16 protein-coding genes and 1 pseudogene are annotated in these 21,736 nt (G+C 73.1%); 8 read left to right on the forward strand and 9 right to left on the reverse strand.

Annotated elements, in window-relative coordinates:
• Positions 1–120 precede the first annotated feature (120 nt).
• The 3 genes from tpg to FGW31_RS00425 form a co-directional block, all read right to left on the reverse strand.
• The gene (gene tpg / locus FGW31_RS00415) at positions 121–678 is read right to left on the reverse strand and encodes a telomere-protecting terminal protein Tpg (RefSeq protein ID WP_142191248.1); all 558 of its coding nucleotides are present in this window, start codon (positions 676–678) and stop codon (positions 121–123) included.
• Positions 679–684: 6 nt separating this feature from the next.
• Positions 685–2,979: a telomere-associated protein Tap gene (gene tap, locus FGW31_RS00420; protein ID WP_142191249.1), complete on the reverse strand. Its 2,295-nt coding sequence runs from the start codon at positions 2,977–2,979 to the stop codon at positions 685–687.
• Positions 2,980–3,382: 403 nt separating this feature from the next.
• Positions 3,383–4,057 carry a lytic polysaccharide monooxygenase auxiliary activity family 9 protein gene (locus FGW31_RS00425; protein ID WP_459179158.1) on the reverse strand — a complete coding sequence of 225 codons (675 nt, stop codon included), beginning with the start codon at positions 4,055–4,057 and terminating at the stop codon, positions 3,383–3,385.
• Between the two features lie 377 nt (positions 4,058–4,434).
• Between FGW31_RS00425 and FGW31_RS00430 the strand changes: the two genes are divergently transcribed.
• Entirely contained in the window at positions 4,435–5,226 is a 792-nt protein-coding gene (locus tag FGW31_RS00430; RefSeq protein WP_233452290.1) for a calcium-binding protein, read from the forward strand.
• Between the two features lie 164 nt (positions 5,227–5,390).
• Here FGW31_RS00430 and FGW31_RS00435 read toward each other — a convergent pair whose 3' ends face one another.
• Positions 5,391–6,299, reverse strand: a complete 909-nt coding sequence (locus FGW31_RS00435; RefSeq protein ID WP_142191251.1) for a helix-turn-helix domain-containing protein — start codon at positions 6,297–6,299, stop codon at positions 5,391–5,393.
• 90 nt (positions 6,300–6,389) lie between these two features.
• Here FGW31_RS00435 and FGW31_RS00440 point away from each other — a divergent pair, with 90 nt between their 5' ends.
• Entirely contained in the window at positions 6,390–7,292 is a 903-nt protein-coding gene (locus FGW31_RS00440) for an alpha/beta hydrolase (RefSeq protein ID WP_142191252.1), read from the forward strand.
• Between the two features lie 115 nt (positions 7,293–7,407).
• Here the strand turns inward: FGW31_RS00440 and FGW31_RS35380 are convergent, their stop codons facing one another.
• Positions 7,408–7,587: a sulfurtransferase TusA family protein gene (locus tag FGW31_RS35380; RefSeq protein ID WP_233288759.1), complete on the reverse strand. Its 180-nt coding sequence runs from the start codon at positions 7,585–7,587 to the stop codon at positions 7,408–7,410.
• 266 nt (positions 7,588–7,853) lie between these two features.
• Positions 7,854–8,099, reverse strand: a pseudogene (locus FGW31_RS00450) (MFS transporter); the annotation flags it as partial.
• Positions 8,100–8,235: 136 nt separating this feature from the next.
• Here FGW31_RS00450 and FGW31_RS00455 point away from each other — a divergent pair.
• Positions 8,236–9,072, forward strand: a complete 837-nt coding sequence (locus tag FGW31_RS00455; protein WP_142191253.1) for an MBL fold metallo-hydrolase — start codon at positions 8,236–8,238, stop codon at positions 9,070–9,072.
• A gap of 191 nt (positions 9,073–9,263) precedes the next feature.
• Here FGW31_RS00455 and FGW31_RS00460 read toward each other — a convergent pair whose 3' ends face one another.
• Positions 9,264–10,673, reverse strand: a complete 1,410-nt coding sequence (locus FGW31_RS00460; protein WP_142191254.1) for a hypothetical protein — start codon at positions 10,671–10,673, stop codon at positions 9,264–9,266.
• Between the two features lie 231 nt (positions 10,674–10,904).
• On the opposite strand from FGW31_RS00460, the gene FGW31_RS00465 reads away from it, so the two are divergent.
• The gene (locus tag FGW31_RS00465) at positions 10,905–11,147 is read left to right on the forward strand and encodes a DUF6411 family protein (RefSeq protein ID WP_142191255.1); all 243 of its coding nucleotides are present in this window, start codon (positions 10,905–10,907) and stop codon (positions 11,145–11,147) included.
• Positions 11,148–11,420: 273 nt separating this feature from the next.
• On the opposite strand, the gene FGW31_RS00470 is transcribed toward FGW31_RS00465, so the two are convergent.
• The gene (locus FGW31_RS00470; protein ID WP_142191256.1) at positions 11,421–14,444 is read right to left on the reverse strand and encodes a glycosyl hydrolase; all 3,024 of its coding nucleotides are present in this window, start codon (positions 14,442–14,444) and stop codon (positions 11,421–11,423) included.
• 460 nt (positions 14,445–14,904) lie between these two features.
• Between FGW31_RS00470 and FGW31_RS00475 the strand changes: the two genes are divergently transcribed.
• Positions 14,905–15,519, forward strand: coding sequence for a sugar O-acetyltransferase (locus tag FGW31_RS00475; protein ID WP_142191257.1), 615 nt, complete (start codon positions 14,905–14,907; stop codon positions 15,517–15,519).
• 7 nt (positions 15,520–15,526) lie between these two features.
• Here the strand turns inward: FGW31_RS00475 and FGW31_RS00480 are convergent, their stop codons facing one another.
• Positions 15,527–16,927, reverse strand: coding sequence for a cytochrome P450 (locus FGW31_RS00480; protein ID WP_142191258.1), 1,401 nt, complete (start codon positions 16,925–16,927; stop codon positions 15,527–15,529).
• 458 nt (positions 16,928–17,385) lie between these two features.
• Here FGW31_RS00480 and FGW31_RS00485 point away from each other — a divergent pair, with 458 nt between their 5' ends.
• The 3 genes from FGW31_RS00485 to FGW31_RS00495 all read left to right on the forward strand — a co-directional run bounded on the left by FGW31_RS00485 (position 17,386) and on the right by FGW31_RS00495 (position 21,645).
• Positions 17,386–19,479: a DUF4139 domain-containing protein gene (locus FGW31_RS00485; protein WP_142191259.1), complete on the forward strand. Its 2,094-nt coding sequence runs from the start codon at positions 17,386–17,388 to the stop codon at positions 19,477–19,479.
• A gap of 13 nt (positions 19,480–19,492) precedes the next feature.
• Positions 19,493–21,091, forward strand: coding sequence for a mucoidy inhibitor MuiA family protein (locus FGW31_RS00490; protein WP_142191270.1), 1,599 nt, complete (start codon positions 19,493–19,495; stop codon positions 21,089–21,091).
• A gap of 104 nt (positions 21,092–21,195) precedes the next feature.
• Positions 21,196–21,645 carry a spore-associated protein gene (locus tag FGW31_RS00495; RefSeq protein ID WP_142191260.1) on the forward strand — a complete coding sequence of 150 codons (450 nt, stop codon included), beginning with the start codon at positions 21,196–21,198 and terminating at the stop codon, positions 21,643–21,645.
• Positions 21,646–21,736: the final 91 nt, after the last annotated feature.

Raw genomic sequence — 21,736 nt, forward strand, 5'->3', positions numbered from 1 at the left:
CCGTACCCGAAGGACGCGGGCCGGGCGGGCGCCCGGGGCCGCTGCGCCCCGGGTCGGGCCGGAGAGGGACGGTTGGTTCCTCCAGACGCGTCCGCATCAGCGGGAGCAGATGGAGGCCGCCTACAGGTCGAACTCGACGTGTTCGATGTCGGTGAAGCGGATTTCCTCCAGGTCTCCGGCGCGGCGGCCGTCGTCCTGGAAGTACACCTCCTTGAGCGCTTCGGCGGCGATCCGCTGCATCTGCTGCTCGTCGGCGCCGGTCTGCCGGGCGTCGAAGAGACGGGCCGCGTACCGCGGTGGGAGCGCCACGGTCAGGTGCCGCAGGCGGGCGTCGTCGGTCGAGCCGATCGGCGCGGTGTAGCCGATCCGGGCGCGGGTGTCGATGACGATGCCGTCGGTGGTGGCCGCCCTCTGCCGGGCCCTGGCCCGGATCTGCGGCTGCCACCGCTTCTTCACCTCGGCGTCCAGGCGGGCGGCGAGGTCCGGACGCGGCTTCTTGATCTGGTCCTTTACGTACCGCTCGACGGTGCGCTGGGAGATGCGCAGCATCCGGGCGACCGCCCTGGTGCTCTTGAGCTGCTTGACCAGGTAGCGCATCTGCGCGGGCGCGCTCTTGGGCGCCGGGCGCGTGAACGCCTTCTGCACCGCCTTGTCGAGACCGTCCCCGAACGTGCTCATACCTGCCTACTCCCCGTTGTCGGCGTCGGTGACGGTGCCGTCCTTGATGTACCGGGCGAGGTTGAGCTCCGGCGCGCCGAACCGGTCGCGGACCTCCTCGCCCCACAGCACGGACTGGGTGCCCTCGTGTTTGACCAATCCCGGGTTGACGCCGAGCTTGAACCCGCCGGGCAGCGGCTTGCCGTCCCGGTAGGGCAGGAAGTCCAGCGGTGAGGTGCCGTCGGCCGCGTAGACGACGCAGTCGGACAGGATCGCCACCGGGTACTGGCCGGTGAACGCCGCATGCTTGACGATCTTGCGGTGCAGGTTGATCCGGGTGCGGGAGATGACGGCCGCGCGGATGTCCGGCCGCCACGTCGGCCGGGACAGTGCCCGCCACGGCTCGCCGGGCCGCCAGCCCTCCCCGCGCGGGCGCTCGCGCAGCTTGCCCAGACCGCCCTTCACCGTCGCCTTGACCGCGGAGACGACGATCGCCAGCTCCGGGTCGCGTTCCTTGCAGCCGTCCATCGCCGCCAGGAACGCCTCCGGCGTCATGTCGGCGTGCACCCCCAGGTCGGCCATCGTGGCCAGGTAGGCGTCCCGGAGCCGGTTGTACCAGCCGTCCAGGTAGCGGCCGTTCTCGTACCGCACCCACGCCTCGATCGGGCGCACCTCGTAACCGAGCTCCACCGCGTACGCCACGGTGGGCGTGGCGTACCAGGCCGGACCGTCGGGCCGCTCGCCCTTCGGTGTGAACGGGCTGGGCAGCAGGCCGGCGTCCAGGTCCGCCCACCTGTCCTTGCCGACCTTCACCCGGGACAGGTCGACGTGGGACAGGTCCACCAGCCACGAGCCGGGCAACTTCGGGTCGAACACCGGCCGTTCGACGCGGGTGGGCGCGCCGAGGCCGACGACCAGGCCGTTGGCGCCGGCCGCGAAGGCCATGTTCACGTCGATGCCGACCAGGTGGCGGCGCATGCACTCGTCGTCGGTGAGCGGCCGCGCCCAGTCGTACGCCTCCTCGAACAGCTTCTCCGCCGGGCCGCGGACGTGGAACCGCGGCAGGTAGTTGAGCAGCGGATGGCCGTCCGGGGCCTCGCACGGCGCGCAGTCCACCGGGTCCGTGCCCAGCGAGCCGGGGTTGTGCTCGGAGTGCCGCTTGCCCTCGGCGTCGGGCTCGGAGGCGCGGGTCGGCGGGTGCAGCGCGGTCATCAACTCCAGGCCGGTCACGGCGGTGGAGCCGCGCGGTGTCATCACGCGGGAGGCGTACACGCCCAGCACACGGGCGAGTTCCGCGGCCGGCAGCTGAGCCGCCTCGCCCCAGTGGCGGGCGTCCAGCGCGTGCCAGGAGGGAATGCACAGCTGGACGCAGGTGCGTTCCGCGCCGGTGGCGGGGCGGTAGATCCGGGCCCACGGGCCGAAACCGCGTCGGGTGAGTTTCCAGTCGGCGCGCGCCAGTTGCCTGACGACCTTGTGGTTCTCCGGCAGCCGCCCGGCGATCCGCTCCTCCTCCGTGAGGGCGACCGGGAGGCCGTAGCGCTTCAGCGCGGCCTCGGTGAGCACGAGCAGCGGGTCGGCGTCCTTGCCCGGGCCGGACAGTCTCGGCTGCCCGAGTTTCGCCTCCTTCAACGTCCATTCCACCAGGGCCGGAAGGGACTTGGCGGGCACGTCCAGGACCAGGCCGCCGGTGCAGTACGCCAGGACCCGGCCGTCGGCATCGACGTCGACGACCGCGAGCGGTCCGTTCTCGAACCGCGGAGCGGGGCCGCCCGCCGGGATGCCGGCCGGGGCCGCGTTCCGTGCGGCCGGGCGGCGTGACGCCGGTGCGCCGCGAGCGGTGCGCGTCGGACGCGGCACGACAGGTTCGGCAACGGCCGTGGAGGCGGGGACAGCCGGGGTGTCGGCGTCTGCGGGCGTGCGGGCGGCAGCGGAGCCAGGGGCTGCGGGCGGAGCGGTGGACGCGGTGCGCTCCGCCGGGGCGTGCCGGTCCGCGGAGGGGGCCGACGCCGGGTCCGGGGCGGCGACGGGCGTCGGTTCGGGGGCGGCGACGGGCGTCGGGTTTGGGGCGGCGGCAGGCGCCGGGTAGAGTGCCGCGAGCTTGTTCAACAGCCGTGCGTACGCCTCGCGTTCCGGACCGCGCGGCTCGGTCGTCTTCTTGACCGACTCCCAGCCCGACACGGTCGCCCGGCGCACCTTCAGCGCGGTGGCCACGTCGTCCAGCGTCAGCCCGTGGGCCTGGCGGAGCCGCTTGCGCTCCTGCGCCGGCGGCAGCGGTGCGCGGGACGCGACCAGCGCGTCGACCGCGTCGAACAACTCGGACATGCAACACCTCCGGCACCACACCCTACCCGTGAACCGTACGGTTGGCGTGCATTCCCCGTATGCATCGCGTACGCGGCGTACCGTGCGGGCGGTTCGCCGCGCGCCATGAAGAGCTTGCCCGGTGCGGTGGGCCGGGCGGTGGTCGTCTCCGTCTCGACGACGCAGGTCTCGTCCTCAGTTCTCCGCAGGCGGGGACTGCCTCCCGCCACCACCGAGGGCCCGGACGGGCCGGGCGCGTCGCGGCGAACCGGTGGATCGCATCCGGGACGGTGTCAGGAACGCAGGAAGCCCCGCCGGGGGCAGGGTGACCACATGGGTCCCCTGCCCCGACGGGGCTCGGTCGGCCGGGCGGCGGGTTACCGGCGCCCGGCAGAGGCCGGTGCCGTGTGCGGCGCTTGCCGGCTCAGCCGAAGTTCACATCGCTGCACCACATGTAGGCCTGGTCGAGGTGCGAGGCCTGCCAGATCACGAACAGGATGTGGTGTCCGGTGTAGCCGGAGGTCTGGACGGGGAACGTGATGTCCTGCGCGGGGGCGAAGCGGCCGGTCTGCGTGATGAAGTCGAGGTTGCCCCAGCCCAGGGTCTGGGTCTTGGGGTTGAAGCCCTGCTTGCTCACGTAGACCTTGAAGTAGTCGGCACCGTGGGACGCCTGGTCGTACAGGCGGACCGAGAAGTTGTTGCTGACGTTGGTGGTCTTCCACTGCCCGGGCTTGTTCAGGCTGGCGTTCCTCGAGAGGTTGTTGCTGCAGAGCGTCCCGTCGGGGGTCCGCGCCTGGAACTGGCCACCGAGCCCGTCGCGGAGCGCGCTCATCCAGTTCCACATGGTGTCGGGGTTGGCCTGGAAGGCCTGCCAGCACATGGGGTCTTCGGTCTGCATGGCCGGGTTCGTGTGGTTGCTGCCCCACGTCTTCCAGCACTGGTACGCGCGGGAGGCGGGGTCGACGATGGTGCCGTGAGCCTGGGCGGGGGTCGACCAGGTCAGTGCGCCGACAACCACGGCGAACAGCATGACGAGCACCTGGAGAGGCCGGCGGAGGGACGACCGCGAACGCCCGGTTAACGGACTCTGTTTGCGCATGTGGGGGTACTCCTTCCAGTTTGCAAGGCTGCGATGGGAGCGCTCCCAACGGTAGGTCCTCCGAGTGAAATGTCAATGCAACAAACAAAGTTGATTACAGGGGTGGCCGGGGAGCAGGGAATCTGCCGTGATCCGGGAGTCGGGACCGTTGCCGGGACGTGGCGGACCTTGCCTCGGCGGCACCGGGTTCCTGCCCGACCGAAAATCCCAACCGTCGCATCCGGAGGGACTTCGGCCTACCATGACGCCGCGTCAGTTCGCGGTCTTGCGGATCCGGACCAGCAGGGGAGACTGCCTTCACGACCGGGTCCGCCCGGTCCCCGGCAGCACCACGCCCAGCACGTCGGTCCACCGTCACTCCACCGAGATGAGGTCTCGTGAGTCGTAACCGAGCCGCCGTCAGCGCGGTCGCCGTGACCCTGTTCACCGCCGGCCTCGTCGGCGGCCTCGCCGTCGGCCCGGCAGCCGCTGCCACCACCACCGCCACCACCGAGGCGAAGGCCCGCGTCGGAGCCGACTGGGCAACTCAGTCGATCGTCTTCACCGCCGCTGCAGGTCAGACCAACGACCTCCACATATTCTCCATGTACACCAGCGACGGAATCCGGCGAATCGGCTTCAGCGACGTGGTCCCGCTCGAACCGGGCGACCACTGTGCGTACTCCAGAGCCGAGGACACCACCTCCGTCGTCTGCGAACTGCCCGCCGACAGCCCGCGGCCCGACAGGATCGACGTCGTCCTCGGCGACGGCAACGACACGATCGCCGCCTTCACCCCCGGGATCGGCACCGTCAGCGGCGGCCCCGGCGACGACGAACTGCACGCCCACACCGCACGCACGGTGCTGGGCGGCGCGGGGAACGACATGGTCATGGGACCCGCCGCCCTGCACGGCGGCGACGGCATGGACCACCTGATGGGTGACAGCAGCAACCAGCGGATGTGGGGCGGCCGGGGCGACGACATGATCGAGGGCTACGGCGGCGACGACACCGTGCACGCCGGCCCCGGCGACGACCACGCCATGGGCGGGGACGGCCGCGACATCCTCCTCGGCGGCTCCGGCAACGACACACTGGACGGCGAAGGCGGCGACGACCTCGTCTGCGGTGGCACCGGAAAGGACACCCTCGAAGGCGGACCCGGCCGCAACATCGTCCTCCCGTGAGTGCGTCTCGAACCCGTCGGTCGGCGCGGGCGCGAGTTCCCACGTCGCTCGGCCCACCCGATCCCGTGGAGACCCGGCAGGCGGACCAGCAGGGGTTCATCGCGGTGGGCCGCTGCGTCAACCTGACCGGGGACCCGACCCGGTGAACCTGTGCGGTCACCGCACTAGGCCTCCGGCAGCACTTCGCGCCCTGCGTCGACGGTGTCCGGTGTCCGGCCGGCGGGACCGGCCACCGGTCGTGGCGACACGGGTGGTCTCGCGGTGACGGAGCCCAGGAGACGCAGGGCGTCGTGCGCGGGTGTGCCGGGCGCGGCGGTCAGGGCGATGAGCTGCTGGTCCGGGTCGGAGGTGTCGGTCAGGGTGGACCAGTCGAGGGCGAGTTCGCCGACGACCGGATGACGGAGGGCCTTGGTGCCCGAGGTCCGCACGGCCACGCGGTGGTCGCCCCACCAGGTCCGGAAGTCCGGGTCCCGCACCGACAGTTCCCCCACCAGCGTCGTCAGGCGCGGATCTTGCGGATCACGGGCCGCCTCCATCCGCAGCTGCGCCACACAGGCCCGCGCCATGTAGTCCCAGTCGACGTACAGGGCCCGTACGGTCGGGTCGCAGAACACCAGGCGTACGAAGTTGCGTGCGTGCTGCGGGAGGAGCGCGAAGTCGGTGAACAGCGCGGCGGCCGGCTCGTTCCACGCCAGGATGTCGGTGCACCGGCCGAGGACGAGGGCCGGGGTGTTAGTGAGGTCGTCGAGCAGGCGCCGCAGCTGCGGCTGAACCCGCTGGGTGGGCCGGCGGCCCGGTCGGCCGGCGTCCTTGCCCGAGAGCTCGAAGAGATAGGCACGCTCGTCCTCGTTGAGCCGCAGCGCCCGTGCGAGCGCGTGCAGGACCGGCTCGGAGGCCCGGCGGCGTCCCTGTTCCAGACGGGTGTAGTAGTCGGGGCTGATGGATGCCAGCAGGGCGACCTCGTCCCGGCGCAGACCCGGGACCCGTCGTCGCCCGTCGTCGGGGAGGCCGGCCGCCGCGGGGCTCAGCTCCCCGCGCCGTGCCTTGAGGAAGTCACCCAGTTCGCTGCTCATGCGGTCGAGTCTCGCACCGGGCCGCCGGCCGGTGAGGGGGCCGGTTCTGTCCCCTTATCCGGGCGCGGGGCGGCTGCGAGGGTCGGGGTCATGAAGACAGACGTCACCTTCCTCAGCAGTGGTCTCACGCTCGCCGGCATCCTCTTCCTGCCCGACACGCCCACCGCGGGCCGGCTCGCGGCGGTCGTCGTCTCCCATCCGGGCGGCGGCGTGAAGGAGCAGACCGCGAGCGTCTACGCCGAGCGCCTGGCCCGTGAGGGCTTCGCCGCGCTGGCCTTCGACGCCGCGTACCAGGGCGAGAGCGAGGGCGAGCCGCGCGGTCTGGAGGACCCGTTCCAGCGTGCCGAGGACATCAAGTCCGCGGTGAGTTTCCTGACCACCCGCGACGAGATCGACCCCGACCGGATCGGCGCCCTGGGCATCTGCGCCTCCGGCGGCTACGTTCCCTACGCGGCCCAGACCGACGTGCGCATCAAGGCCGTGGCCACGGTCAATGCGACCGACATGGGATCGGTGATGCGCGACGGCCTCGGCCGCACCCAGGACCCGCAGCTCCTGCGCGCGATGCTGGAGTCCGCCGCAGCCGCACGCACCGCGGAGGCCCGTGGCGAGGCCGTTCCGCGGCAGGAATGGATCACCGAGGCCGTGGACGCCGAGACCTACGCGTACTACCGCACCCCGCGCGGCCACCATCCGCGCGCGGTCCGGCCCTGGCCCGTCCGCAGCCTCGACCGGATCATCCAGTACGACTCGTACGCCTCGATCCACCTCATCGCGCCCCGGCCCTTGTTGATGATCGTCGGATCCGACGCGAACACGGCGTACTTCAGTCGTGAGGCCGTGGCCAGGGCGGCCGGGCCGAAGGAGCTGTTCGTCGTCGAGGGCGCCACCCACATCTCCCTCTACGACAAGGACGAGCACGTCACCCCTGCCGTCGCCAGGCTCGGCGCCTTCTACACCACCCACCTCGCTGCCGTTGAAGGGCAGTCGTGACACGGCCGGTCCCGCGCCACCCGCCGACGCGGAACCCGTGTGTACGACACGAGAGGCGGCCGCCGGTTCGGCGGGGACCGGTCGCCACTCCCCCACGCGCCCGCGGACGGCGGCGTCAGGCCTCAGCGCCGCGCCACGGCGCGTCCGGCCTGGTGGCGCGGGCGCCGGAGACGAGCCGGAGCGCGTACACAGGACGGGTCGCGGGGTCGTCGTGTACGGGGCCGAGGTAGTGGTGGCCGGTCAGGTGGCACCAGGCGGGAAGGTCGAGCGGTGCGGCGGCGTCGGTGGCGATCACGTGGACGACGGTCCCCGGCGCCGCGCCGTCGATCTCCTTGCGCAGACGGAGCAGCAGGGTGATGCAGAGCAGGAGCGGTGCCGTCGACGGTGATGTCCGGACCGGCGGTGCCGGGGACGGCGGGCGTCGTCGGCGACGGGCGGTGTCCGGGGTTCGTGAACCTCATCTGCGGTAGGCGGTGGCGGCGACGGGCGGTGTCCGCGCTTCGTGGGCGTCATCTGCGGTAGGCGGTGGCGGCGACGGGCGGTGTCCGCGCTTCGTGGGCGTCATCTGCGGTAGGCGGTGGCGGCGACGGCGGGCAGGAGGGCGAGGGAGAGGATGCCGCCGGTGAGGGCGAGAGCGGGGTAGCTGGTGGCGGCGACCACGAGGCCGGAGGCCATGCCGCCGGTGGCTCCGGCGACGGCGATGGAGACGTCGACCAGGCCCTGGGTCTTGGCGCGGGTGGCGAGCGGAACGGTGTCGGTGATGATCGCGGTGCCCGCCACGAGGCCGGAGTTCCAGCCCGGTCCGAGCTCTCCGTCCCTCTTCGTTCCGTCCCTCCGGCCCGGGGCGGGCGCTGCCCGGGGCCGGACGGTGGGTGTGAACCGCTCGGGGGCGGATCACTCGGAACGGGACACGGGACGACGTCGGTGCGGAAGGGAGCCGATCATGACGGGCACACCGGCCGAGGGCACGGCGGAGATCCTCTTCATCGGAAACGCCACCTTGCTGATCCGCTACGGAGAGCTGACGCTCCTCACCGATCCGAACTTCCTCCACCGCGGGCAGTTCGCCCACCTCGGCTACGGACTGGTGTCGCGCCGGCGCACCGAACCGGCCCTGGACGTCACGGAGTTGCCGCACGAGGACCTGGACGCCGTGGTGCTGTCCCATCTGCACGGCGACCACTTCGACCGAGTGGCCCGGCGCGGACTCGACCGCGGACTGCCGTTCGTGACCACCCCGCACGCCGGCCGCATGCTGAAAGGGCTGTACGGCTTCCGTCACGCCACGGGCCTGCGCACCTGGCAGAGCCGCACCGTGCGGCACGGCGACTCCTTTGTGCGCATCACCTCACTGCCCGGCCGTCACGGACCCGGCCCCGCGCGGATGCTGCTCCCGCCGGTGATGGGCAGCCTGCTGCAGTTCGGCGACCGCTCGGGCGAAACCCGTCTCGTCGTCTACCTCTCCGGCGACACCTTGATCTACGACGGTCTGCGGGAGATTCCCCGGCGGTACCCGGACATCCACCTGGCGGTTCTGCATCTGGGCGGCACGACCCTGCCGGGCGGGCTGCTGGTCACCATGGACGCCGGACAGGGCGCCGACCTGCTCGACCTGGTGCGGCCGCGCCGGGCCCTGCCCGTTCACTACGACGACTACACGGTGTTCACGTCCCCGCTGGACGACTTCCTCGCCGAGGCCCGGCGCCGCGGCCACGGCGCGCGTCTCCTGCGGTGCGCTCCGGGCGAGCGGGTGACCGTCGGCGTCCATGCCGCTCACTGACGCGCACCGGCTCCTGCGGCGATCGGCACAGTCCCGGCCGACGACGTGCGGGCGGCGGAGGTGACGTCGCGGCGCTGCTCCGCCCGCCGTTGCCGCCCGACCGGGTCACCGTCTCCGTGCCGCCCCACCGCCCCACCGGACTGTGCGGGCCCGCCCTGAAGGGCGGGCCCGTCGTGCCGGGCGCGGCGAGGTCAGTGCCGGCCTGTCGGGTTCAGCAGGATGGTGCCGGAGTCGTTCGCCGGATTGCCCTCGTTCGGCATCGTGTACGCGAAGAACGCCCGGCCGGCGGCGTTCTTGACGACCTCGTCGACGCGCAGGCCGAAGGTGAAGGTGGCGGAGGCGTCCTCCAGGACCGGCGTGTCGACGAAGCAGACGTAGTCGCCCTCGGAGCCCTCCCAGCCGGGTTGGCAGGCCTCGGGCACGGCGGTGGCCGTGGTGCCCGGCGGCAGGTCGACCCAGAAGCTGATCGGTTCGCCGCCCGAGCGGAGGGAGGCCAGCCAGGCGGGGCCGTGGTTGGCGAAACCGATGTCGACCGACACCGTGCTGCCCTGGCGGGCCCGCAGCCGCTCACCACTCAGGTCGAGGTCGAAGGTGTTCGCCGTGGGGAAGTCCATCTCGGCGTAGCGGGTGTAACCGGCCGGATCGGTGTCCGGCACGCGGACCAGTTCCAGCGGCGCCCCCGTACCTGCCTGGTAGTCGCCGTCGGCCAGCATCTCCCGCGCCTGATCGGCGGGCACGGCGCTGAAGCTGTAGGAGAGCGCGTCGTAGAGGGCGAAGCCGGCCGTCTCGACCGGGAAGGGCGCGCTCAGCCCGTACGCGGCCTCACCGGCGAATTCGCTGTCGAAGACGCAGAGCGCCGTGGATCTGCCGAGCAGGTCGTCGGGGTCACGCGGGTCGTACCAGCAGTTCTCGAACGCGCCGGGGAAGGACAGTCCCCTGCTGCCGGAGATCCGCAGCACGACGCCGTCGCCGCCCAGTCCGCCCGCGTTGCGGAAGCCCAGCGGCGCCTGGAAGGTGTCACCGGCCTGGAAGCCCGCGGGCTCGGACAGCTGCTTCATCAGCAGCTCCGGGCCGCCCACGAGGACGTCCACCGTGTGCCCGGTGAAGGCCAGGCCGTCGCCCACGGCCGTGATCTCGATGGAGCCGGTGTCTCCGGCGGCGCTCTCGTCGGTCACGTCGAGGCCGATGCCGCCGAGGTCGTTGTAGTCCTCGCCGGCGTAGATCTCGGAGCCGCCGCAGGTGGCGACGAGCCCGTCGACGGAGCAGCCCTGCCACCCGCCGAGCCCGGAGAAGTCCACCGCGGCGACGCCGGCGAGGGAGCTCGCGTCCACGGTGACCGTGTAATCGCCGGTGTGGATCGGCCAGATGACGCCGTCGTCGTCCGGTACCGGCTCGCCGGGTGCCCGCAGACCCAGCTCGATCTCGGGCTCACCCGGCTCGTTCGGGTCCGGGTGCAGGGAGAGGTTCACGCTGTCGGGGCCGGTGACCGCGACCGGCAGCGGTTCCTCCTGGGCCCGGGCGGGAACGACGGACGCGGTGCCGGCCAGCGCGGCCAGCACGACTGCGGAAACGGTACGCCGCACGGCGGCGAAGGGCGTCATGAAACCCCCGTGGAAGTAGGACAGCGGGCGCACCGGATCGGTGACGCGTATGCATGACTCACGAGCGGGCCGGGAGGTTGTCCGGGAAACCGGGGAACTCCGGGGAACACCAGGGAAAGGCGGGGGGCCGGGGTGAGGGGGCATGGGGCGGCGTGTTCGGGCGGGGACGGGGCATCCGGTAGCACACGGGCCGGCCGGCCCGTGTTCGCGTGTAGGACTTCGGAGGCTTCCATGATGGTCGTCGGCATCGTTGCCGTGTGCGTGGTGATCGCTGTGCTCGCCTTTCTCCTGCCGCGTCTCTCCCGGCACCCGCAGAACGGGGCGCAACGCTCTCTCGGCGTCGGCTCCCGGGCCGGTTCCAAGGCTCCGGGCCCGCTGGGACGCCTGCTGAGCAAGCCCTTCCGTTCCGGCTCGCGCGCGGTCGGACGCAGTGGCTCCGCGGGTCGGCGGATGCGGGGGCGGCTGCCGTTCTGACGTACCGGCGAGGCGCGTTGAGGAGTGCGGAAAGGGGCGATTCCGCCGGGCGGCGGCGGTGTGCCTCGACTCGGCGCAGACGCCAAGCGGCACCGCCAGGAGCGTCAAGGGTTCTCACAGGACGCCACGAAACGCAGCAAGTGCCCGCTGACGTGCGGGACTTGTCCGTACGCGGGCATGCCGCTGTGCGGACGGGCGTGTGCACCGTCCGCACATCGGATGTGTCGGGGCCGGGCGACCCCGGCGGCGGGAAGAGGGGTTTGAAACGTTCAATCAGAGGGTGGACTGGGCGTACGGCACCAGACGGACCGGGCCCACGAGTCCGTGGTCCTGGCGGGCGACCGAGCCGAAGACCTCCGGACGGGTCGTCCGCAGACGGTTCACCAGCGGTGTCGCCACTTCGATCTCGATGGTGTTCTCGCCCCGCCGCAGCAGCGGGCCCACGTCCACGACGGGGCGCATGCGGTCCGCGGGGCCCGTGTCCCTGCCGTTGACCGTCACGCGGAAGGTGTCGCTGACCTGCCCCAGGTCCAGCAGGGCGCCGTGGGCGGGGCTCCAGTGGTCCGGGAGCACCACGGTGGTGCGGTACCTGCCGACGCCGGCCGAGTCCGCCAGTCCGGGAATGCGCGACCAGGGCAGTAGTGCGTCCAGCACCAGGGTCCGGCGTACCGTCTCGGTCCGGGTCGCGTCCGGGCCGGGGAACCAGTCGTCGACCTCCAGGTGCCACCGGCCGGGTTCGATCGCGGCGGGCACGGCCGGGAGGGTGGTGGTGACCGTGCGGCCCTGCGACAGGCGCGTTCGGTACGTGCCGCCCGCGGCGGCCCGCACGGCGAGTCCGTCAGCGGTGAACAGCACCTCGTCGGCGTCCGAGGAGACGGCGTGCGGGCGGTTGCCGTTCCGGTCGCCGAAGAGGCCCGGCCGGCCGAGCGCCACGATCGCCGTCTGGCCCGGTCGCAGCGCGAGGCGCAGGGTGACCTCGTCGCCCCGCCGCGTGTACCGTCCGGCCCGCTCGGCCCGGCCCGTCCACGGGTCCAGCAGGTAGGGCACGAACTCCCGTCCGCGGGTGCAGCGCAGGGTGACGTCGTGGTCGATCGCGGCGACGGGCGGCTTGACGGTCTCGGCGTGCTTGCCGTTGCACAGGTAGTAGAAGTCCGCCTCCTCGGTCACGCGGTGGGCGTTGAGGAGCGTCGAGGCGGAGGAGTGGCGGACGTCCGGAGTGACGCCGAGGGCCGTGAGCGCGTCGCCGACCGCCGCCTTGTCGGTGACCCGCACCACGGTGGGCAGGGCGAGCAGACGGTCCAGGACGTCCCGCAGCCGCTCGGTCTCCCCGGGCGCCGACACGCCCGGTGTGAGCGCCTGGTCGAATCCGCCCAGGAGCACCGTGGGCAGTCCGGCCTCGGCGAAGCGGAGCAGCTTGCGGGCGTCGTCCAGGGCGAGGGTCGGGGTGGAGCCGTGGAAGAAGTCGCCCTCGACGAACAGGGCCTTGTAGGCGGGGCCGTCCGGTGCCAGCCGGCCGCCCGCCACCCGGGCGTTCGGCAGGTCCAGCAGCGGGCCGCTGAGGAACTGGTGGGTCCAGCCGAGCGGGACACCGGTCGAGGTGAACCAGGACGCGCCGATGCCGGTCGCGCTGTAGCCGGTCTGCCGGAACACGGCGACGTCGACGCGGACCGTGCCGGCCTGGAGGACCTGGTGGACGCGGCCGAGGTAGCCGGCGACGTCCTCGGCGTGCCGCCAGGTCGGCTGCCGGGGGCCCCAGGACTCGCTGTAGCCGGGCGTGCCGTTGTACGGGCTGAAGGCGGCGAAGCCGGGCCACTGCGACTCCGGGGCCTTGGCGTAGGAGAAGCCGTGCAGGACGGTCTGGTTGACGCCCGCCGCGTAGGCGCCGCCCATGGTGCGCAGCACCCGGTCCCAGGTCGTGCTGTAGGCCGCGCCGTTGTAGGCGCCCGACTCGCAGGAGAGCACCGTGCGGCCCGCCATGTCCCGGCCGCCGGCCAGGCAGCGGTAGTCGTCGAGGTTCTTGAAGCCTAGGGACTCCCCCTCGGCGATGTCGAGCAGCGCGGCGGAGGCGATGGAGTCGGTCTGCAGTCCGTACGGCTGGGCGCGCAGGGTCATGCCGAGGGTGTGCGCCCAGTCCCTCAGGGCGCGCACGTGGTGGCGGTTGAACAGGTCGGACACGGTGGCCCAGAAGTCGTGCCTGATCTGCCGGGTGAGCTGGGCGTCGAAGGCGAACACCTGGTTGCTGTCGTCGACGACGACCGCGGGCAGGAGGGGCAGCAGGGCGCGGCCGGTGCGCTTCTCGAACTCTTCCGGCAGCCGCCGCGTCCAGACCAGTCCCTCGGTCTCCAGTTCCACGGAGTCCTCGAAGAAGGCGCCGCCCGCCGCTCGCAGCAGGCGCCGCAGGGAGCCGGTGAGGATCCGGTGCTCCCAGAAGTCCGTGACGGCGCTGGTGCCGGCCGCGCTGAGGTGGTCGACCACGTAGGCGGCGGGGGCGGTGTGCGGTCCCGACTCCGGCTGCTGCCCCGAGCCCCGCTGCCAGTACGAGATCAGCACCCAGTCGCCCTCGGCGGGCGCCGTCCAGGTCAGGGTGTTGCCGGTGACCGTGCCGGTCAGGTCGCGGACGCTGTCCAGGGCGAGCCCGGTCTCCTTGCGCGTGGAGTGGGCGGTCTCCACGCGGGCCGCCTGGACGGCGAGGAGCCGCTCACCGGTGACGCCGGAGGCGGCCCGGTGCGCGGGCGGGGGCACCGGGCCCCGGTAGGTGGCGCCGCCGGCCAACGAGACCCGGCCGTAGGCGAGTTCCTGGGCAGCGGCGTCGTCGTCGGGGGTGACGCCGGGGACGGCCGTGGGCCAGCTCGGGCCGAGGCTGATGTCCACGGTGAGGCCGCGCCGGGCCGCCCGGCGCAGTGCCGCCTCGACACCGTCGCGCCAGGGACCGCTGCCCCAGCCGTACCGGGCGGTGTCCAGCAGTGACTTGTCCCGGATGCTGTGGTGCACCGCGGCGATCTCGGCGCCGCCGAAGCCCGCGTCCGCGATCTGGTCGATCTCGCGGGCGATCTCGTCGGGGTCCACGAGCCCGTCCGGCCACCACCACCGGAACTTCGGGCGCACCGACCGGCCGGGTGCGGCGAACCAGTCGGCGGTGTGCCCCGCGGCATCGGCCCGGTCGGGTGCGGCGCCGGCCCGGTCGAGCGCGGCGGCGGGCGCGGTGGCGCCGAGGGCGGCCGCGGCTCCCACGGTGACCGCCGTTGCGAGGACCGTGCGTCTGGACATCCCGCCACGCTGCGAGACGAATTCGTGCATGAGTACACCCCAGGGGAGTTCGGGTTGCGCATCCGGGAGATTGAATCGTTTCAATTCGTGTCGAACGCGGGAACGTTAAACCGCGCGGTTCAGGCCGGTCAAGGTGTGGAACAGCAGGCTTTTCCTGACGCCTCGTCAGGGATGCGGGGTGCCGCTGACGAGGGCTGACGGCTCCGGGGCGCGCGCACAGGCCTCGTTGTGCCTTCCCGGGCGCGGGCCTGAAAGCGGCGGTCGCGGGGCGCGGGCGCCGGGACCGAGAGCGGCGGTCGCGGGGCTCGGGCGCCTGGCCGCGGCGTCGCCTCAGCCTGGTCGGCCGCAGCGGGCCGCCGTCCACACCGACGTCGGCATCGGCGTCGACGGCCCGCCCGTCCGGCCGCGAGGCGTCCTAGGCTCTGGAGGCGCGCGCCGCCCGGGCGCGTCGGGCCGGTGCCCGCAGGCCGTACGAAAGGAGCGCCACGCCGTGACGCACGCCCAGGAGGACGACGTCCGTGCCCGGATCGCCAAGGGGCTCGTCTACACCGAGTCGGAGGCGGCCTTCCAGGCCCCGCGCCGCCGCACCCGCCAGATCTTCGAGTACAACCACACCCCGCCGGACGACACGGAGAAGCGCCGCTCGCTGCTCCTCGCGATCTTCGGGTCCGTCGGTGAACGCACCGTCCTGCTGCCGCCGTTCCACGCGGGGTTCGGCAGCAACGTCCACATCGGGGACGACTTCTTCGGCAACGTGAATCTCACCTTCGTCGACGACGTCGACATCCGCATAGGCGACGGAGTCATGATCGCCCCGAGCGTGACGCTGACCACGACCGGCCATCCGGTGCACCCTTCGCGGCGCGCCGACTTCGGGCGCTTCTCGGAGCCGATCGTGATCGAGGACAAGGTGTGGATCGGCAGCAACGCCGTCGTCCTGCCCGGCGTCCGCATCGGCTACGGGTCCGTCATCGGCGCCGGGAGCGTCGTCAGCCGCAGCATCCCGCCGATGAGCGTCGCGTTCGGCACGCCGTGCCGGGTCGTCCGCCCGATCACCGACGAGGACCTGCACCCCCGCTCGGCCGGGCAGGAGCCCTTGTCCTGACGAACCGTCAGGAACGGTCAGGCCCGTGGCCGTACGTCATGGTGAGACTGTCGGGTTTGACCGTGACCACCGCCTGCGGTCGGGGCGGGCGGGAGACGAGTTCCATGCGGGGCCAGTGCTGGAGCACCGTCGCGAGGATGATCTGCATCTCGCTCCATGCGAAGTTCTCGCCGATGCACTTGCGGCGGCCGTCCCCGAAGGCGAGGAAGGCACCGCGGGCCGCCTGCGGGCGGTCGGGGTCCCAGCGGTCGGGGTCGAACACGTCCGGGTCGGGGAAGTACGACGGGTCGTGCTGGTGCAGGTACGGGCTCCACACCACGTCGGCGCCCTCGGGGATGCGGTGGCCTCCCAGTTCGACGTCGCGGGTGGCGGTGCGGGTGACCATCCAGGCCGGACCGTATGCGCGGATGGCTTCCTGCAGCACCTGCCGGGCGTAGGGGAGCCGTTCGAGATCCAAGTGGCGCAGGGGCCGGTCGCCGCAGACGGTGGCGACCTCGTCGCGCAGGCGCCGCTCGATGTCGGGGTGCCGGCTGATCTCGTAGAGGGTCCAGGCCAGGGTGGTGCCGGTGGTTTCGATGGCACCGGTGAGCAGGGTGATGGCCTCGTCCTGCAGTTGGCGGCGCGTCAGCGGCCGGTCCGCGGTGAGGAGGGTGGTGAACAGTCCCGCTCGCGCCGGTGCGGCGTGGGGGCAGGCCTGGCCGGTGCCCGCGTCGGTGGAGGACGCGCCCGTCGGGGCGGTGTCGTGGTGGTCGATGACCAGGTCGATCAGGGTGCGCAGTCGTGCCACGCGTTCGGCGTGCGCGCGGTTGGCGGGCAGCGGGAGCCGGGTGGCCCAGCCGGGCAGGACGGTCTGCCGGATGGTGCCCTTCATGACGGCCGGCATCAGGGCGGTGAACTCGGCCTGGAGGGTTTCGGGCAGGTCCGTGCCGAAGAGGGCGACGAGGAACGCGGCCAGCGCGAGGTCGTTCATGTCGGCGAAGACGTCCCGCCTCTCGTTCGCCGGCCACGCGCCGACCATGGAGCCGATCCGGTCGGTCATGGCGTCGACGCGGGTGGCGATGTGCGCCTTGTTGAACATGGGCTGCATCAGGCGCCTGTTGCGCAGGTGGGTGTCGCCGTCGGCGACGGTGGCCAGGCCGTCGCCGAAGAAGACGCGTAACGCGTCGATGATCCTGCCGCCCTTGGCGAAGTGGGCGGCCTCGGTGACCAGGACCCTGCGGGTGAGGTCGGGATCGGTGACGACGAAGGCGGCGGTGGGACCGATGCGGATGCGGACGACGCTGCCGTGCCGGCGGAGCGAGGTGATGAACGGGAGCGGGTCGCGTGCGAGCCGGTGGGCGTGCCCCAGGAGGGGCAGGGCGCCGGGCGCGGTCGGTGTGCGGGGGGATATGACGGGCGAGGCGGTCACGGCCGTGGTGCTCCTCGGGTGAGGCGGCTGGGGCGGCTGATGCCTGCCCAAGATCACCTCGGGGGATGCGGCGGGTCCGTGCAGGGTGCGTCACACGGCGGGTCCCGGCCGGACCGGGTCGTAGGCCTGTCATGCGGTGGCCGTCAAGAGGCCGTTGGCCCGTCGCGGCTCGCCTGTGGAGGAGGCCGCGGCGGCGCTTCACGCAGGGCCGATCCGACGGGGCCGCGTCGGCACCTGGGACGTCAACAGCGCGCCGGCCCGTGTCGGCCACCCGTCCGGACGGTGTGCCGGTCCACCGTGGCGGCACCGTGGGAACCGGCGCGAGGGGGACATCGTCCGGTTCGGTGGTGGGGCTGCCCCTGGTGCTGCGTCCCGGCTCACGGTTTCACGGCCGTACGGGCCGGTCGTGCGGCGGCGTAGGCTGCTCCCGGTACGGACACGGCTGGGGTGGGGAGCGCATGACGGCTGGGACGGCCCAGAGGTGGGCGTCGGCACTCGATTCGGTGGTGGTGTACGCGCAGGGCGCGCTCTGCCGCCGCCTCGCCCGGGGCCGGGTGCCGGCGGACGGACGCGTGCGGGTCACCGGCCTGCCCCGCTCGATGGACCGGGGCTCGCTCCGGGCGCGCGTCGTGGGCACACCCGACGTGCGGGTGGTCGAGGCCCGGGTGGGGATCGAGGCCGAGCCGGCCGGCCTCGAGCCCTCCGAGAGCCTGCGGCGCGAGGTGGAGCGGCTGCGGGAAGCCTGCGCGGCGGCACGGGGACGCCGGGACCGGCAGGCGGCACTGGTCGAGGAGGTCGCGGCGCTGCGTCCGGTGCCGCCACCGCGCCGGCGCGCCGACCCGCACCGCCGCACCCCGGTCGACGCATGGCTGGAACTCTCCGATTTCGTCGATGAACGCTTGACCGGACTGCACGACGGACTCCGCGAACGCGAGGAGGAGGTGCGCCACGCCGAGCACGACCTCGCCGTCGCCCTCGACCGGTTGTCCCGGGCCTCCACGGCCGCGCCGCCGGACGGTGTGGAGACGTCGTGGAGCGCCGTGCTGACCCTCGACGGGGCGCGCGACACGGACGTCGAGGTGGAGGTGGAGGTCGAGTACGGGGTGCCCGGCGCCGTCTGGGTGCCCGCCTACCACCTGACCTACCGTCAAGGTGCCGCGGAGGGACGGCTGTTGCTGCGTGCGTCGGTCGCCCAGCGCACCGGTGAGGACTGGACCGGTGTGCGCATCGCCCTGGCCACCGCCGACCTGCGCCGTCGCACCGACGTGCCGCGACTGCGCTCCCTGCGGATCGGACGCCGCCAGGCCGCCCCCGCCCCGTCCGGCTGGCGCGAACCCCCGGCGGGCCTGAACGACCTCTTCGCCGGCTACGACGCGGCCGGCCCCCGCCCCGGCGCGCACGCCGCACCCGCGGCGGCCGGGGCACGCACCACGGGCGCGGCCTTCGCAGCCGCTTCGCCGCCCACTCCCCCACCGCCACCACCCGCACCGGCCGGCTACGGAGCGCCGCCCGCCGCACCGCCGGTTCCCGGCGGCGCTCCGGCGCCCGCCCCGCAGGCATTCGGCGCCGCCCCGGGCGCACAGGCGCTCACGCGCGGCCGGCCGCGTACCGGGAGCAGGGCCGCAGCGCCGGCGCCCGCGGCACCCGGCCGGCCCGCACCGCCCGCCGCGGCCGGGGCCGCCGCCGGGTCCGCGCCCACGCCGCCGCCCGCCGGGCCGCCGCGGCCGAGCGGCGACGAACTCGACTACACCGACCTCGTCCTGCACGGGCCGCAGGAGCAGCACGGCCGCAGGGGCCGGCTGTTCCCCGGCTCCTCCGTCGACCCGGTGACCGCCGAGCACCGCCGCCGTGCCGGCGAGGTGGCCGCGCTTCCGCTGCCCGGACACGCCGTACGGCCACGCGAGTCGGCCGGCTCCTTCGACCACCGGTTCGATGCCGTCGCGCCCGCCGACGTGCCCTCGGACGGCACCTGGCACACCGTCACCATCGGCGAGGTCCCGGTCGGCCTGCGCACCGAGTACGTGTGCGTACCGTCCGTGGAGCAGACCGTGTACGCGACCCTGGTGCTGTCCAACGTCACCGATCAGGCGCTGCTGGCCGGCCCGGTGGACGTCACCGTGGACGAGGCGTTCCTGCTGACCGCCGCGCTGCCCACCCTCGCACCCGGCGGGGTGCGCCGGGTGGGCCTCGGCCCGGCCGAGGCCATCGAGGTCACCCGCCGTACCAACCTGCACGAGTCGACCGCGGGGCTGCGCAACAACACCACCGTCCTCGACCACCGGGTGCACGTCGAGTTGGCCAACCGGCTCCCGGTCCCCGTCCGCGTCGAGGTGCGCGAGCGGGTGCCCGTCGGCTCCGACGCGGACGTCCGGATCGAGGAACGGGCCGACTGGACGGCACCGGAGGGCGACACGGGCCCGGACGAGCACGCGCCGGGCACGCGGGTGTGGCGGATGGAACTGCCCGCGGGCGGCACCGCCGCCCTCGACGGCGGCTACGAGATCCGGATTCCGGCCGGCAAGGCCCTGACCGGCGGCAACCGCAGGAGCTGACACATTCATGTCCATGTCCCCAGAGCCCTCGGAGACTTCGCAGTCCTCGGAGGCCTCGGAATCTCCCGAGCTGATTCCGCTCCCGGTCACCGCCGTCACCTGCACGGAGGACCGCGCGCACGTCGAGCGCACCGCCGTGCTCGATCTCGAGGCCGGCACCCGGCGGCTGCGGCTCGGGCCGGTCGGCGCCACGGCCGTCGACCGCACCCTGCACGCCGAACTGTCCACCGACCTCCCGGCGACCGTGCTCGACGTGCGGATCGTCCGCACGTGGACGCCGCGCGGGCCGCGCCCCGCCGAGGACGACTCCGCCCTGCGCCGGCACATCACCGCCCTGGAGGACGAGCGGACGGCCCTGGAGCAGCGGTGCGACCGGCTCCGCGTCCGTCTCGACCTCCTCGGGCGTCTCGCCGCCGACCTGCTGCGGGAGATCGCGCAGGGCGCCGGCTGCGGGGAGACCGACAGGGCCCGCTGGGCGCGGGAGCTGGACCGGGTGGACGGCGAACGCGACGTGCGCGGCGAGGAGCTGCGCGCGGCGGAGGCCAGGACGGCCGCCGTCACCGCCGAACTCGCCGAGGCCGAACGGGCCATGGGCCTCGCCGAGACGGAACCCGCCGAACTGGTCGGCCACATCGAGCTCACCGTCCGCGCCGAGGCCGCCGGGCGGGCCGTGCTGCGCCTGAGCCACCTCACACCGTGCGCCCTGTGGCGGCCGGCCTACCGGGCCGTCCTCGACGGCGACTCCCTCACCCTGGACACGGACGCGATCGTCTGGCAGCGCACCGGCGAGGACTGGACGGACGTACGGCTGACCCTGTCGACGGCCCGCTCCGCACGGGCCACGGAGCCGCCCCGGCTCGCCGAGGACCGGCTCACCCTCGAGGACCGCCCCGCCGCCGATCGCCGTACGGTCCACGTGGACCTGCGCGAGGAGGAGGTCGCGGAGCCGGGCCCGGCCCCGGTGACCGGGCTGCCGGGAGTGGACGACGGCGGGCAGGTGCGCGTGCTGCACTCCCCCTCGCCCGTCTCCGTGCCCGCCGACGGCCGCGCCCACCGTGTTCCGCTGTCGTCCTTCACCTCGACCGCGAGGAGCGAGTACACCTGCTCGCCCGAACTGTCGCCCCTGGTCGGCCAGGTGGTGCGGTTCGACAACCTGTCCGGCCACGCCCTGCTCGCCGGACCCGTCGACCTCGTCCGGGGAAGCGGATTCAGCGGACGCGGCACCCTCTCCTTCACCGCACCCGGCGCCGCCGTCGACCTCGCGTTCGGCAGCCGGGACGACCACCGGGTGCTGCGGCACACCGAGGAGACCCGGGACACCTCCGCGCTCACCCAGCGGACCGTCGTCACCCGGACCGTCCGGCTGCACCTGTCCCGCTTCTCCGGCCCCGCCGAACACCGGGACGAGACGGTCGTGGTGCGCGAACGCGTCCCGGTCTCCGAGGTGTCGGCCGTCGAGGTGCGGCTGCGCCGGGACGCCTGCTCACCCGCGCCCGACGCGATCGACGAGGACGGCATCGTCCGCTGGAACGTCCCCCTTGCTCCCGGCGGCCGGCGGACCGTCACCCTCGTCTACGAGATGTCGGCGAGCGGCAAGGTCAGCGGCCTGTGACCGTACGGGGTGCGACTGGGCGGTGAATGCGGCACAACCATGTGCACGGTCCGCGAGTCACACCAGACAGGAGCAACCGCTCCAAGAGTCGCAAAGGGGGAAATATGACGTTCCGTCGTTCCGTCCTGGCCGCCTCGGCGCTGGCCGCACTGTCGGTGGGGGCCACGACCGCCCTGGCCGCACCGGCCTCGGCAGCGCCCAACACCACTCCGCAGAAGGTGTGCGGAAGCAGCTACAAGACCGTCAACTCGGCGTCCGTCGGGTCGCTGGGCACCGTCTACCTCACCTACAACGCCGGCAACGGCCAGAACTGCGTGGCGACGATCCGCAACAACCCGGGCACCGCCCTCAGCATGTCCGCGTGGATCTACGTGCCGGACACCGAGATGGGCGACCAGGACGACGGCTGGTACACGTCGTACGCGGGTCCGACCTACGTCTACGGCAAGGGTCACTGCGTCGACTGGGGCGGCAGCATCGACAACGTGTACGTGCAGGTCTACGGCTCCAACTGCGGTGCGCTGAAGGAGAAGCGGGTCACCTTCACCCGCTGAACCGCACTGCACCGCGCTGAACCCCGCTGATCACCACTGATCCGGCCGCTCCGGCCGGCCGTGCGTCCGCCCCCCCCCCCACCCGCCGGGC

The sequence above is a fragment of the Streptomyces calvus genome (assembly GCF_006782915.1).
Lineage (GTDB): Bacteria > Actinomycetota > Actinomycetes > Streptomycetales > Streptomycetaceae > Streptomyces > Streptomyces calvus.

Excerpts from the sequence above, each read along its gene's own strand:
- tpg (WP_142191248.1), bottom strand. The coding sequence starts at position 678 with ATGAGCACGTTCGGGGACGGTCTCGACAAGGCGGTGCAGAAGGCGTTC.
- tap (WP_142191249.1), bottom strand. The coding sequence starts at position 2,979 with ATGTCCGAGTTGTTCGACGCGGTCGACGCGCTGGTCGCGTCCCGCGCA.
- FGW31_RS00425 (WP_459179158.1), bottom strand. The coding sequence starts at position 4,057 with ATGCGCAAACAGAGTCCGTTAACCGGGCGTTCGCGGTCGTCCCTCCGC.
- FGW31_RS00435 (WP_142191251.1), bottom strand. The coding sequence starts at position 6,299 with ATGAGCAGCGAACTGGGTGACTTCCTCAAGGCACGGCGCGGGGAGCTG.
- FGW31_RS00440 (WP_142191252.1), top strand. The coding sequence starts at position 6,390 with ATGAAGACAGACGTCACCTTCCTCAGCAGTGGTCTCACGCTCGCCGGC.
- FGW31_RS00455 (WP_142191253.1), top strand. The coding sequence starts at position 8,236 with ATGACGGGCACACCGGCCGAGGGCACGGCGGAGATCCTCTTCATCGGA.
- FGW31_RS00460 (WP_142191254.1), bottom strand. The coding sequence starts at position 10,673 with ATGACGCCCTTCGCCGCCGTGCGGCGTACCGTTTCCGCAGTCGTGCTG.
- FGW31_RS00465 (WP_142191255.1), top strand. The coding sequence starts at position 10,905 with ATGATGGTCGTCGGCATCGTTGCCGTGTGCGTGGTGATCGCTGTGCTC.
- FGW31_RS00470 (WP_142191256.1), bottom strand. The coding sequence starts at position 14,444 with ATGCACGAATTCGTCTCGCAGCGTGGCGGGATGTCCAGACGCACGGTC.
- FGW31_RS00485 (WP_142191259.1), top strand. The coding sequence starts at position 17,386 with ATGACGGCTGGGACGGCCCAGAGGTGGGCGTCGGCACTCGATTCGGTG.
- FGW31_RS00490 (WP_142191270.1), top strand. The coding sequence starts at position 19,493 with ATGTCCCCAGAGCCCTCGGAGACTTCGCAGTCCTCGGAGGCCTCGGAA.
- FGW31_RS00495 (WP_142191260.1), top strand. The coding sequence starts at position 21,196 with ATGACGTTCCGTCGTTCCGTCCTGGCCGCCTCGGCGCTGGCCGCACTG.